This window comes from Streptomyces sp. NPDC002698 (genome assembly GCF_042888945.1).
In the GTDB taxonomy this organism is placed as follows: Bacteria; Actinomycetota; Actinomycetes; order Streptomycetales; family Streptomycetaceae; genus Streptomyces.
Genome location: NZ_JBIAQM010000016.1, coordinates 103,939 through 116,061, shown reverse-complemented (window position 1 = coordinate 116,061; position 12,123 = coordinate 103,939). Strand labels below are relative to the sequence as shown.

Genomic DNA, 12,123 nt, shown 5'->3' with positions numbered 1-12,123 from the left:
CCTATCGGCCCCTCCGAGACCGCCCCGCCCCCCCGCGACTCCCAACAGCAGCTCATCTTGCGCCCGTTGCGGTGAGGGGAACGCCCCTGGGCCTGGAGAGTCCCGCACGTAGCCGATCCGCCCATGAGGGCAATCCCGTCAATGGTGACCGGTGTCGATGACGCAGAAGCGGTTGCCGTCGGGATCGGCGAGGACGACGAAGTCGGCGTCGTCCGGATAGAGATCCCAGTCGACGCGCCGCGCGCCCAGAGACACCAGGCGCTCGACCTCCGCAGCCTGGTCGGCGGCGTCCCCGGCGTACAGATCCAGGTGAATCCGCGGATGCTCCTGCACCGGCGTCTCGCTGAGGCCGAGTGACAGCCGCACTCCGGTTCCGACCGCCGGCACCAGCACCACCCAGTCGTCCTCCGGCGCGTCGCGGGGGACGTAGCCCAGGGCCTCCGTCCAGAACGCGGCCGCGCGCGGCACATCCGAGACACCGAGGACGACGGAACCTACTTTCAGCATGCCCTGATTCTGACGGACGGACCGAGCTGACGGACCGAGCGGACAGACCCGAGACATCGCCCTGACAACGCCGCGGGGACCTGTGTCACCGTGCGTCGCGCAGGTGCAGAAGATACGCCGCGGTCAGGGCGACGGCACGGTCCGCGTCCTTCGACAGTTCCACGAGGGCGTCGTACGTTCTTGTCCCCGGGATGCCGGCCAGCGCCTGGGTCAGCCGTCCGCGCGCGGGCGCTCCCGTGGTGGGGCGGGCGAGACGGTCGAGGAGCCGGTTCGCGAGATCGTCCGTCGTCGCGGTGTCGCTCGCCAGCACGCTCAGCGCGTCCGCCGCGTCGGTGTCGTTGCGTCCCTCCACGATCATGTCGACGAGCGTCGGGACCGCATCGGTCACGCCCCGTGCCCCGAGCGCCAGAGCCGCATGGCCGCGGACCACGGTGTCGGGGTGCGCGAGGGCGGCTCGCAGATACGCGGTGGCCTCGTCGCCGGGCATCTCGGCGAGCGACTGGACGGCGCGTTCCCGTACCGCGGCCGACGGCGAGGTCAGGCCTTCCGCGAGCAGCTCCGGTCCGCGGTCGCCGGAGCGCGCCAGTGCCCACCGAAGGGCCCCGGCGACGTTCGGCTCCGTCTCGCTCAGTACTGCCTCGACCAGGGCCTCCACCGGCACCGGAACCTCGCCGGCCGAGGACAGGGCGGCGCGCTGCCGTGCGTCGGCGCTCTTCGAGGCCAACGCCTGGAGGAGCGCGACCACTTGGAGGACGTCTTCCCAGTCGGCGGGTTCCGCGGCGTGGATCCTGCGCAGCCGCGTGAGCAACTCGGTCTCGGCCGCGATGCGTTCGCGCGTCTGGCGGACAAGGCCCTCGACGAGCGACGAGGGTGCGAAACCGGGATCGTCGAGAGCGCGCCCGATCTCACGCAGCGACAGACCCAGCGACCGCAGGCTCTCGATATGGAAGATCCGCCTGATGTCGTCCCCGGAGTACTTCCGGTAGCCGGAGCCGGTACGCCCCGAAGGACGCACCAGACCGAGCGCCTCGTAATGCCGCAGCATGCGGGCACTGACACCGGACCGTCGCGCCACCTCACCGATCAACACGCTCTATCGTCCCTCCTGACCAGGCCCGTCGAGAACAGCGACGCGCTTCGCCTCCTCGATCGCCCCCTCGAATCCGGCGTCGGGATCGCGCAGCAGTCGCTGGGTGGCGAGCGCGTGCGTACGTACGCGCGGGGCGGGCGCCGTCGTCGCGGCGAGCAGGACCGGCACGATCACCTCTCCCAGCGCGGTCAGGGCCTGGCTGAGACTGAGCTGCGTCTCCCGCTCGCCGCGCCCGAGCTGAGTCGCCAACTCCGCGGCCAGGGAAGCCTCCTCGCCCGCGGGCACGAGTACGACCGCGGCACGCCAGGCACTCCGCGCGACCTCGTCGTCGGCGTCGGACAGCAGGCTCGGTGTGATCGCCGGCCACGCCCGCCGGTCCCCGATCTTGGACAGCGTGTGCAGCGCCTGGCTTCGTGCCTGTGCGTGGTCCGAGCGGACTTCGCGGAGCAGCGCGGGCAGTGTCATGGACACCGGGTGACGGGTGAGCGCCCAGGTCAGCATGTCGCGGACGAAGAACTCCGCCTCGACCGCGGATCGCCGGACGAGGCCGGAGACGAAGCGCGGTTCGGGCGTCGTGCCGGCCGCCAGAGCGGCCCGCAGCCGCACGGATGAGCTGTCGTCCTCCAGCGCCCGGAGCACGCGTACCGCATCGGCGTCCCGTTTCGTGATCGTCATCGAGATCACCTCCTTGGCACGCAGTGAAGGCCTTGCCACCGTGTCAAGGTCAAACGGGACCGGCGCGCGGGGGCCGCGTACCGCCTGCGTGAGCGGACCGGCCCGGACCGCGCGGTCTCCGGCTCGTCTCCAGGCCGAACCGAGATCCGACCGGCCTCTGGGGTCCACGAACCGGACGGGCACCGCGGCCGGCGGCGACGACGCCGGGGTGGGTGAGATCCGTGGTGGGTGAGATCCGTGGTGTCAGGCGGCTGCGGGCCACCGGTGCGGCTCCCGGCCCAACAGGCGCAGCGTCTCGTCGAGGGGTCCCGACCCGCCGGGCACGTCCAGTGCCGGCGCGAAGGCGGCTCCAGGGCCGCGGAGGGCCGGATCGGCCGGTACCCGTCGGGCTGTGGCGAGTGCCGCGCCGAGGACGGCGTCGGAGAGTTCTAGGCCCACTCCCAGGGCTGCGGCGACGTCCCAGGCGTGAACCACGTAGTCGACGAAGTGGAAGCGGACGGCCTGCCGTCCGGGAAAGCTCCCGCCCAGCTCCGGGAGTGCGAACTCCCTTTCTGTCACGCCGGGTTCGGCGAAGGCCGCGAGTACGGCCGTCGCGGCCACCCGGTGGACGAGGGCCGGATCGCCCATGTCCGGCTGCTCCTGCCAATGCGTTGCCTCCAGGCCCGCTCCGCGTGCCGCCGCCGCGAATCCGAGGTGCTGCGCGGTCATGTGCGCCACGAGCCGTCGAAGGTTCCAGCCCGCGCAGGGAGTGTCCCGGTCCCAGTCCGCGTTCTCCGCCAGTTCCACCACCCGCAGGGCCTCGTCCACGGCGATCCTGTCGAGCTCCACGATGTCCGCTCCGGTGACAGTCATGATCCGACCGTAAAAATGTGCGACCGATCGTTCAATTTGTTTTCCAGCCGAAGGAGTTCCCCGGGCGGAGAGGGGCGACCCGTGGGATCAGCTCCCGCGGGTCGCGGGTGCCCCTTCCGCCGAGGCGTTCCGCAACCGGTCCGCGATGCCCGACCGGGCACGGTGATAGGCGGTCTCCTCGGCGTGCAGTACGGAGACGGCGTTGGCGGCTTCCATCAACGCCACGATTTCAAAGGCGAGTTGGGGGACATCGGTGTCCGGTCGCAGCTCGCCGCCCGTACGGGCCTCGTCGATCGTGCGCTCCACCAGCGCCGTCCAGGCCCGGTGGGCCGACACCACCGCGTCATGGACGGGCCCCGACCGGGCGTCGAACTCGGCGATGACCCCGTAGAAGAAGCAGCCGCCCGGGAAGACGCGCCCGCGCGAGTACTCGAGCCACAACTCGCACAGCCGCTCCACCCGTCCGACGCCCGCAGGGACTTGTTCCGAGGGCCGGATCACCCGCTCGCCGAAGATCCGCCCGGCTTCGCGCACGGTCGCGAGTTGAAGTTCCTGCTTGGACCCGAAGAGCGCGAACACCCCGCTCTTGCTGAGGCCCAGTTCGGTCGCGAGCCGTCCCGCGGACAGTGCCTCGAGCCCCTCGACCGAGGCGATGGCGACCGTTCGGTGAAGCACCGACTGCCGTGTGCGGTTGCCCCGTTCGAGCCGTCCGTCGAGCCGACCGTCGAGCCGGGTCATCTACGCCCTCCCTGTCCTGGCGCCGAGTACCCGGCGGCCACGGTGCAGGCGCCGGGCATGATCCGTGCGACCGGGGTCCGCGCGAACCGGGACCTGTCGCGCAGTGTGCCGGGTCCGTGGGGCGCGGGGCTACCACCGGAGAACGCCGAATCGTGGCTCACGGCAGACCACTCTAGAAGGTTCTGGCGGAGGGCTCCGACACCATGAACACACCAGGATCACCTGTGTGATCATGACCGTATGGCAGCCGGCCGCATCATCTTCCTCAACGGTACGTCCAGTTCGGGAAAGTCGAGTGTCGCCCGCGAGTTGCTCGACGTTCTCGACGACGGTGTCTTCTTCCACCTGGCGGTGGACGGCTTCAGCGCGATGCGCACCGAACGAGCCCTCGGAGCGGAGGAACTCGAAAGCGCGTTGCGGCGGACCAGGATGGGCTTTCACCGCTCGATCGCGGCGATGGCCGAGGTCGGCAACGACATCGTCGTGGACCATGTGCTCAGCGAGCCGTGGCGGTTGATCGACTGCCTGTCGGTTCTTCGCGCCGAGGACGTGCTGTTCGTAGGCGTCCACTGTCCGTTGGAGGAACTCCTGCGCCGGGAACAGGCGCGCGGGGACCGCCCGTCGGGCCTGGCCGCGCACCAGTACGACCTCGTCCACCGGCATGGCGACTACGACCTGGAGTGCGACACCAGCACGTCGAGCCCGCGCGAATGCGCTGAAAGGATCAAAGAGTTCCTTCCGCTTCGTCCCAGCCCCACCGCCTTCGCCCGCCTGCGTGATCGCTACTTGTCGTCGTCCCGCCGCTCGGCCTCGCCGTGGCCCTGTACCTGAGGCGCCGAAAGTCTTCCAGGAAGCCCTCCAGGAAGTCCATCACGCAGTGATCATTCGGGGACGGGCGACTTGCCGTCCCTGCATAGAGTTCGGGCATGCCCGTTTCGCTGCACCTGCAAGAGATCACTCCTGACAACCTCGAGACCGCCATCGGTCTGAAGGTCCGCCCCGACCAGGAACACGCGGTGGCACCCGTGGTGAAGTCGCTCGCCGAGGCGTACGTTCACCCCGGCATCGCCTGGCCCCGGCTCATCCGCGACGGCGACGAGGCCGTCGGGTTCCTCATGGCCTTCTTCGGCATCGACTGGACCGGCGACGGTACCGACCTCCGCTCCGGACTCTGGCGCCTCAACATCGCGGCCGGAAAGCAGGGCAGGGGCTACGGGCGCTTCGCCGTGCAGTCCGTGGCCGCCGAGATCCGGCGCCGGGGAGGCACTCGCCTGACCACCACCTGGCATCCCGGTGAGGACGGCCCCGGACAGTTCTATCTGACGCTCGGATTCCGGCCCACGGGGGAGACCAGCGGCGACCAGACGGTGGGCGCCCTGGAACTGGACCCGGAATAGCCGGCGGGTGTCCCGCGTTCCGGCGATCATGACGACGAATGCGCCGCGGCCCGAGGTAGTGCGATACACCGCCTTTTCCGACACCCCGGACGGCGGAAATCCCGCCGGCGTCGTTCTGGACGCCACCGCCCTCGACGACAGCGCCATGCTGGCCGTCGCCGCCGAACTCGGATACTCGGAGTCCGTGTTCCTGACCTCGCCCCCGGAGGGACTCGAAGGCCAGGAGGGACGCACCTACAGCGTCCGCTACTTCAGCCCGAAGGCGGAGGTACCGTTCTGCGGGCATGCCACCGTCGCGGCGGCCGTGGCGCTGGCCGAGCGAATCGGGCCCGGGGAGCTGGTGTTCTCGACGCGCGCCGGCGTCGTGCCGGTGGAGGTGGTCCAGGAGGGCGGGACGATCCGGGCCACGCTCACCAGCGTGGAGCCGCACATCGAGGAGATCGCCGACGCCGACCTCACGGAGGCGCTCGCCGCGCTGGACTGGCCGGCCGCCGACCTCGACCCGGCGTTCCCGCCCCGCATCGCGTTCGCCGGCGCCCGCCACCTCGTACTCGCGGCGGCGACGCGCGCTCGCCTCGCCGATCTCGCGTACGACTTCGCGCGCCTCGAAGCCCTCATGCACCGCCTGGACCTGACGACCGTCCAGCTGGTCTGGCGAGAGACGGCCACCGTCTTCCACGTCCGCGATCCCTTCCCCGTCGGCGGTGTCGTCGAGGACCCCGCGACCGGCGCCGCGGCCGCCGCCTTCGGGGCGTACGTCCGTGAGTTCGGCCTCGTCCCCGAGGACGCCGAGCTCACCCTGCACCAGGGCGAGGACCTGGGCCGCCCCGGCCGGCTCACCGTGACGCTGCGCGCGGGCGACCCCCGCGTCCGCGTCGGCGGCGCGGGAACACGCATCAACTAGGAGCTGGGAGCTGGGAGTTGGGAGCCGTCCGGCCGATCACACACCTGCGACCGTGCCGTCCGTCAGCCGGACACGTCCGGCGGCGGGGTGCGGGAACCCCGGTGTCAGTGCCCGCCGTTACCGTTCGGTCGTACGCGATCTTCAGGGAGGGCGGCTCGATGGGCGCCAGCGGGTGGGACTACGTCACCAGGTACGACGGGGACGTCGAGGCGGCTCTGGAGGCCTTGCGGGCCAGGGTGTTCCAGGAGGAGTACGGCGACGGATCGAGCTACCCGAGCATCGAGGACCTGTACGAGGACGAGGAGTTCATGGGGACGGAGGGCACCCATACGATCCTCGACATCGACACGGTCGTCGCCACGGATGCCCCGCCGGTCCCGTCCCGTCCCTCCGACTACGGCACCCTCCGCCCTCTGGCGGCGAGCCGGGTGGCTCACCACTTCGCCACCGACCGCCCCACGGTCGAGCAGTACGAGAGACTCGTCGCCGCCGCCGCTGAGACGACGAGCCACGAGGAACACGCGCGGAGTCTGCTGGGCGAGCGCCGGATGGGGTGGACCGGCTATTACGTCGTCCTCTACTCCGGTGAAAGGCCCACTCATCTGGGCATCTTCGGCTCCTCGGGCGACTAGGAGCTGTCCGGGCGATCATGTGACTGCCCCGTGTCTGAGTCGTTGTTGTGGGCATGGGGCGGGGTGATCTGACGGATGCGGAGTGGGAACGGCTGCGGCTGTTCTTGCCGGTGAACAATGGGCGTTGTGGCCGGTGGCGGGATCACCGGCAGGTGATCGACGGGATTCTGCACCGGGTGCGGACCGGGGTGCACTGGCGGGATCTTCCCGAGCGTTTCGGGCCGTGGAAGACCGTCTGTGAACGCCGCCGGCTGTGGTCGGCTGACGGCACGTGGGAGCGGCTGCTGGAACAGGTTCAGGCCGCTGCCGATGTCGCGGGCGAGATCGACTGGGACATCTCGGTGGACTCCACCATCGTGCGGGCCCATCAGCACGCGGCCGGTGCCCGCACCGGGCCTCCGCCGGCACCTGCGTCAAAGGGGGCCGAGACGGCAGAACATCAGGGCGAAACGCCGTGGCAGAGCCGGCTTGCCCGGCTGGTGGAGGTGGTGCAGGAGGTGAGGGACTGGGGCGCTCGCGGGGCGGGTTCACCAGCAAACTCCACCTGAGCGCCGACGGCCGGTGTCGTCCACTGTCCCTGATCGTCACGCCGGGTCAGCGGGCGGACTGCACCCGGTTCCAGACGGTGCTGGCAAAGATCCGTGTTCCGCGGGTCGGTTCGGGCCGGCCCCGCACGAAGCCCGACAGTATCGCGGCCGACAAGGGATACGGCAACGGCCCGTGCCGCGAACACCTGCGGCGCCGAGGCACGCACGGCGTCGGTTGGGCCTGTACGGCGTCGAGAGGCCACGGCAGGAGTCTCCGTCCCGCCCCGGCACGCTGGGCCGCAGGTCACGGCCACGATGGAGCGGCTGGAGCAGGACGCTCACATGCACGCCGCGGGTGGTTAGCGTCGCGAGGTCTGCCGGTGCACGGCGGCGAACAGGCGCCGGACGGCGGCCGCGGAGGTGAGCTCGCTGCCTTCGTCGAGCGCGGCCAGGGCGTCGGCTGTGGCCATACGGACGGGCCCGGGGAGCCCGTCTGCGGCGGCGAGCCGGTAGGCGACGGCGCGGCGCCCGGCGCGCTCGTCCTCGGTGACTCCGCCGGGGCTCACGGGGAACACGGCGGCCTCGTAGTTGGAGACGGCGGCGAGCACTCCGTGGGCCAGGCCGTCGGCGTAGCCGAGCGCGGTGGCGCACTCCACGGCCGTGAACACCTGGGCGGCACGGTTGCGGGCCATGTACCCGCCGAGCAGCGCTCCGCCTCCGGTCGTCGCGGCGACCGCGAGACCGTAGTGCCATCCGCCCGCCGCCACGCCCACCGCTGCGCCTGCCGCGCCCGTGGCGACGGAGATCAGCGTGGTGTTCCGTATGTGGGCGCGGGTGGCGTCGTGCGTCATGCGGGCAGTGTGACAGCTTCCCCAGGCCCGGCAGCCGGCGCAGGGGCCGACTGTGCTTCGCGGGCGATGGCGTCGAGGAGCGCGGCGGCCTCCGGGACGGGCACGCACTCGATCAGTACCTTGCCGGTCTCCTTGCCCAGCTCCAGCACCCATTCGGCGCCGGTGCTCTCGTCGGCGTAGGGGAACCGGCCGGGCTCCTGGTCGATCAGCGGGCCCTCTGCTTCGTCGAACCAGGCCTCGCCGAACACCTCGTCGACCGCGGTACACAGCACGGGCAGCAGGATGTCGCCGATCTCGACGGTGGCGCGGGCGTCGGTGTCGACACAGACACGGCCCTCGCCGAGATCACCGGGCTTGTCGATCGCAAGCGTCATGGGGCAGCAGTAGGGCGGGGTGGGGGACAGGCCGAGGCCGGGCAGAGCCGCGCACAGGGCGGTATAGGCGGCGTCCTGGAGGTCCCCCCAAAGGGACTGCCATTCGTCATCGATCACGTGGGGCTTCACGGGCACTCTCCTCCGGTGGGGCGCGGGCCGGGGGAGAGGAATGCCGGATGCCGGTTCTTGCGTCTCGGGGTGAGGTCGCCTCGGCGGCCGAGGATCACCGCAACCGGGGATCACCGCAACCGGGGACCGTCCGCAGGGTGATCGGCATGGGCAACCACAGAAGAGCTTCGTCTTGTTGGTTCTTCTTGTTGAGTTCTTATTGTTTACATGCGCTGCAGCGTATGAGGCCAAGTGCGCCACAGCGCATGAGGTCAGATACGCCACAGCGCATGAGGATTTCACCTGATGCGCTGTGGCGTACGAGGAAAAACCCTGATGAGCCACAGCGTACGAGGATTAGAAACCGCAGGTCACAGCGCTTGTGTGACATGGTTCAGTGCGGTGCGCAGCCAGGTGCGGATACGACCCGCTGGCCGCCGCCGCGCTCCCGCTGCCTGCCTCCCGCCGGCCGGTCCGGCCGCCGCTGGAGACACTGACCTGGCAGGCACCGCCCGCTGCGCTGGAGGAGGACGCCTGATGACGTCGGCCGAGCTCGTCCCCGTCACCGGCCGTGCCCCGGCCGTCCGGCGCCGCCCGCGCGGAAGCGGACGTGCGCACCCGCGGCGGCGAGCGGATCTCCGCGTCCGCCGCCCGCAAGCTCACCACCGCGGTGCCGCAGAACAGCCGGGACGTCCGGGCCACCCGCTGGCGCTCCTACAGCCTGTGGTGCGCCACGTGCGCCTGAGCCATCCCGACGAACCACCAAGCTGAAAGCTACGAGTTGAAGATCTGCACGCCCTAAGGGCTCGCTGGGGCTGGTTGGATCGGTGCGTCCTCTACGGTCACCAGATCCACATTCCTCCTGGGACGCCGTCGGGGCCGAGGTAGTGGGCTGCTTCGGGGCCCACGCGCGTGGCGTCGTCGAGGGGGATGACGAATCGATCCTCGCCGAAATGGAGTGCGAGGAGCCGGTCGGGGTCGAGTTCGTAGCCGTCGACGGTCTTGCCGATGTAGCGGTGCAGCAGGTCCATTGATCCGGGCTGGGGGAAGCGCCATTCACGGCCGTCCTGCACGCCGAAGGGGTCGCTGATGGCGCGCAGGACCTCTCCGTTGGGGTCGAAGTGCAGTTCGACGTAGTCGGCTACGAAGCACACGGACCTGACGTCCAGGCCCACCAGCTGCTGGATCGGGTCATCGGGATCGTTCGGGGTGTTCACCTCTCCATGATCCCAAGCGGCTCTGCCCGTCCCGATCGCGGACTGTCTGCTGGTCGCCTGACATCCGAACGATCAGTCGGCAGTCGGCCTCACTGCGATCTCTTGGGTCGTCCCTGGGCCCGCGGGGATAGCCCGCAGCAGGCTGCTGCCAAGGCCCGCGCCGAAGCCGCCGCCGCGCAGCCGGCCGCCGACGTCCCGACCTCGCTGATGGCCCCGGTCGTGCTGCCCGCCCCGCGTGCGGTGCCCGCCGCACCCACGCCGGAGCCGGAGGGCGAGGACGTCCGCCAGGAGTTGGTTGGTCCTCGAGGACCTGACCCCCGAGCAGGTCCTGGACTGGTGCACTCGCGCCGTCCGTGACCACCAGGTCGTGTTCGCCCACATCGACCGGTACGGCGAGACGTCGGTACAGCGGCTGTTCACCAGGGCCTTCGTCGTGGACGTGCAGCGTCTGTCCCGCCTGGGCTCCTGAACCTCGGCTACACACCTGGGAGCGGTCGTGAGCGGTGTCGGGCGTCGGCCTGGCTCGGGTGGCGCTGCGGGCCGCGCTGGAGGCGGTATGCAGAAACGTCGGCAGCACCCGTACGTCAGCCGAAGCTGCGGACGATGTCGGTGGTCCGGCGTGACGGGCGCGAGCCTATGGGGCTGGGTGCGGCGATCGGCGGGCTGGTGACCGAGCGGGCCTGGGACGTTTTGACCGCCGGCGGAACCGTGTTGGACCGGTGGCCCGACATCGCGGCCGGCCTCTCGCCGGAGCTGCCCGACCACGTCCAGGCCGTCACCTTCCATTCTGAGACCGGGCAACTGGACCTGCTCCCCGCCTTGCCCGCGTACGCCACCCAGTTGAGGCTGATCGCCCCGCGCATCGTCGCCGCGTCGAACGAGCCGGCCGGCACTGACGTCGTGCGCACGGTGCGGGTCCTGCCCGTCGGCGCCTCGCCCGCGCCCCGCGTCATGGAGCCAGCCCCTACGGCCGCCCCCGAAGCGCCGGTGAAGACACGGGAGATGGCCTCACCCAGCTTCCACCAGGCGCTCGCCGCACACTGCCAGGCAGCCCCACCCTCCCTGGCGGACCCGGACATCGCTCAGGCAGTCGAGCGGCAGACCCGCGCGATGCGCGAGCTGAGCGCCCGTGTGTTCCCCGAGCCTGACGAGGCGTCGGCCTCGATCGAGGCGGCCCGCGCTCAGCGTCGCCGCGACGCCGGAAAGACCCGGATCGCGGCCCTGCGCCAGGCACGTAAGGACCGTGCTGCCCGGCAGTCCGGTACGGCCGCCGCGGCTGCCCGGAAGCCGGTTCAACTGCGGACCACGGCGTGAGCCGGGTGCCAGAGGGAGCAGCGGGGCAGGCCGGGACCGGGATGGCCGGTTCCGGCTTCGCCGCTGCTGAGAGGTGGGTAACTTCCCGCGATATGAGCGCACACCGAGCTTCCCCGGATGAGCCGTGGCCGGGCTGGTCGACCAGCCGGGCGGCTCAAGCCGCGTATGGCAAGCACCTGGTCCGCATCGGCGAACTCATCCCGGTGCTGTTGTACTCCAATGCCATGGAGCGCCAGCGGCTGGCGGCCGCGCACGCCGCCCGTCACCAGGACCTCGGAGTCGACGAGGTTCTATGGTCTGGAGTGTGTCCGATGGCGGTTGGCTTCCGGCAGGATTGCACAGCGGGCAAGGGCGAAGTCGGGTTACCCGCGACCTTCCAGGGAAAGACCTCGAGTGCATCTCAGTGAGTCGGAGGGGGCTGCTCATGAGCGATACATCACGGGCGCGGCACGACGAGACAGAGCCGGGGCCGCCGCCCGAGCGCGGCTCCGATCGCTTCAGCGATGGTCCCCCTGATCCCCTCGCCTCGCTGCTGGCCAAGGTCAACAAGGGGGAACACATTTCGACTCCCGGAGACAATGCGGGCGCCGAAGACCGTGACCCTCATGACGAGGAATGGCGGGAACATGATCGCCACGGCCCCTATGCGCAGGGGCGTCGCCGGAAGAACTGACGCCCAGGGCGGAGTCCCCATCTGCGGCAGCGCGAGCGGGGACTTGGCGTGAGGGCTACACACGGGCAGGAGCAAGCTCACGCTGCGTTGGGCGAGTACGAGATTCCGCTGCCGTACTGAGCTGTCGAGCCCTCAGCTTGGGAAGCTGCCTTCCTTTGCGGCGAGTTCGGGCGCTGACCGGGATGAAAGCCCACAGTGCGGCCGCTTCGGGTCTGGCGGCGTCCACTGTGGTTCCCCGCTGTTCCCCGTCCTATCTGGTGCGGT

At 70.5% G+C, this 12,123-nt stretch carries 17 protein-coding genes and 1 pseudogene; 10 read left to right on the top strand and 8 right to left on the bottom strand.

Annotated elements, in window-relative coordinates; all coding sequences use genetic code 11:
* Positions 1 to 138 precede the first annotated feature (138 nt).
* From ACFYW9_RS23120 to ACFYW9_RS23100, 5 genes are all read right to left on the bottom strand, one after another.
* Complete coding sequence (locus ACFYW9_RS23120; RefSeq protein WP_351874826.1) at positions 139 to 507, bottom strand: VOC family protein; 369 nt, start codon at positions 505 to 507, stop codon at positions 139 to 141.
* 85 nt (positions 508 to 592) lie between these two features.
* The gene (locus ACFYW9_RS23115; RefSeq protein ID WP_389153421.1) at positions 593 to 1,597 is read right to left on the bottom strand and encodes a HEAT repeat domain-containing protein; all 1,005 of its coding nucleotides are present in this window, start codon (positions 1,595 to 1,597) and stop codon (positions 593 to 595) included.
* Positions 1,598 to 1,600: 3 nt separating this feature from the next.
* A complete protein-coding gene (locus tag ACFYW9_RS23110) occupies positions 1,601 to 2,272 on the bottom strand; it encodes a HEAT repeat domain-containing protein (RefSeq protein WP_389153418.1) in 672 nt (223 codons plus the stop codon).
* A gap of 243 nt (positions 2,273 to 2,515) precedes the next feature.
* A complete protein-coding gene (locus tag ACFYW9_RS23105) occupies positions 2,516 to 3,124 on the bottom strand; it encodes a TIGR03086 family metal-binding protein (RefSeq protein ID WP_389153415.1) in 609 nt (202 codons plus the stop codon).
* 87 nt (positions 3,125 to 3,211) lie between these two features.
* Positions 3,212 to 3,862, bottom strand: coding sequence for a TetR/AcrR family transcriptional regulator (locus ACFYW9_RS23100; protein ID WP_389153412.1), 651 nt, complete (start codon positions 3,860 to 3,862; stop codon positions 3,212 to 3,214).
* A gap of 240 nt (positions 3,863 to 4,102) precedes the next feature.
* On the opposite strand from ACFYW9_RS23100, the gene ACFYW9_RS23095 reads away from it, so the two are divergent.
* The 5 genes and pseudogenes from ACFYW9_RS23095 to ACFYW9_RS23075 form a co-directional block, all read left to right on the top strand.
* The gene (locus ACFYW9_RS23095) at positions 4,103 to 4,693 is read left to right on the top strand and encodes a chloramphenicol phosphotransferase CPT family protein (protein ID WP_389153409.1); all 591 of its coding nucleotides are present in this window, start codon (positions 4,103 to 4,105) and stop codon (positions 4,691 to 4,693) included.
* Positions 4,694 to 4,788: 95 nt separating this feature from the next.
* Complete coding sequence (locus ACFYW9_RS23090; protein ID WP_389153406.1) at positions 4,789 to 5,259, top strand: GNAT family N-acetyltransferase; 471 nt, start codon at positions 4,789 to 4,791, stop codon at positions 5,257 to 5,259.
* A 28-nt stretch (positions 5,260 to 5,287) separates the two neighbouring features.
* Entirely contained in the window at positions 5,288 to 6,163 is an 876-nt protein-coding gene (locus ACFYW9_RS23085; protein ID WP_389153403.1) for a PhzF family phenazine biosynthesis protein, read from the top strand.
* Positions 6,164 to 6,321: 158 nt separating this feature from the next.
* The gene (locus tag ACFYW9_RS23080) at positions 6,322 to 6,795 is read left to right on the top strand and encodes a hypothetical protein (protein WP_351874807.1); all 474 of its coding nucleotides are present in this window, start codon (positions 6,322 to 6,324) and stop codon (positions 6,793 to 6,795) included.
* A gap of 53 nt (positions 6,796 to 6,848) precedes the next feature.
* A pseudogene (locus ACFYW9_RS23075) lies at positions 6,849 to 7,540 on the top strand (IS5 family transposase); the annotation flags it as partial.
* Positions 7,541 to 7,681: 141 nt separating this feature from the next.
* On the opposite strand, the gene ACFYW9_RS23070 reads toward ACFYW9_RS23075, so the two are convergent.
* Entirely contained in the window at positions 7,682 to 8,173 is a 492-nt protein-coding gene (locus ACFYW9_RS23070; RefSeq protein ID WP_389153400.1) for a hypothetical protein, read from the bottom strand.
* The gene (locus ACFYW9_RS23065; RefSeq protein WP_389153397.1) at positions 8,170 to 8,676 is read right to left on the bottom strand and encodes a hypothetical protein; all 507 of its coding nucleotides are present in this window, start codon (positions 8,674 to 8,676) and stop codon (positions 8,170 to 8,172) included. The genes ACFYW9_RS23070 and ACFYW9_RS23065 overlap by 4 nt, the downstream gene beginning before the upstream one ends.
* A gap of 589 nt (positions 8,677 to 9,265) precedes the next feature.
* Here ACFYW9_RS23065 and ACFYW9_RS23060 point away from each other — a divergent pair.
* Entirely contained in the window at positions 9,266 to 9,400 is a 135-nt protein-coding gene (locus ACFYW9_RS23060) for a hypothetical protein (protein ID WP_389153394.1), read from the top strand.
* A 97-nt stretch (positions 9,401 to 9,497) separates the two neighbouring features.
* On the opposite strand, the gene ACFYW9_RS23055 is transcribed toward ACFYW9_RS23060, so the two are convergent.
* On the bottom strand, positions 9,498 to 9,872 hold the full coding sequence (locus ACFYW9_RS23055; RefSeq protein WP_389153391.1) for a hypothetical protein: 375 nt from the start codon (positions 9,870 to 9,872) through the stop codon (positions 9,498 to 9,500).
* Between the two features lie 295 nt (positions 9,873 to 10,167).
* Here ACFYW9_RS23055 and ACFYW9_RS23050 point away from each other — a divergent pair, with 295 nt between their 5' ends.
* The 4 genes from ACFYW9_RS23050 (at position 10,168) to ACFYW9_RS23035 (ending at position 11,859) form a co-directional block, all read left to right on the top strand.
* Complete coding sequence (locus ACFYW9_RS23050; RefSeq protein ID WP_389153388.1) at positions 10,168 to 10,341, top strand: hypothetical protein; 174 nt, start codon at positions 10,168 to 10,170, stop codon at positions 10,339 to 10,341.
* 134 nt (positions 10,342 to 10,475) lie between these two features.
* Positions 10,476 to 11,186: a DciA family protein gene (locus ACFYW9_RS23045; protein WP_389153385.1), complete on the top strand. Its 711-nt coding sequence runs from the start codon at positions 10,476 to 10,478 to the stop codon at positions 11,184 to 11,186.
* A 92-nt stretch (positions 11,187 to 11,278) separates the two neighbouring features.
* Entirely contained in the window at positions 11,279 to 11,593 is a 315-nt protein-coding gene (locus ACFYW9_RS23040) for a hypothetical protein (protein ID WP_389153382.1), read from the top strand.
* A 17-nt stretch (positions 11,594 to 11,610) separates the two neighbouring features.
* Complete coding sequence (locus tag ACFYW9_RS23035; protein WP_351873668.1) at positions 11,611 to 11,859, top strand: hypothetical protein; 249 nt, start codon at positions 11,611 to 11,613, stop codon at positions 11,857 to 11,859.
* Positions 11,860 to 12,123 lie beyond the last annotated feature (264 nt).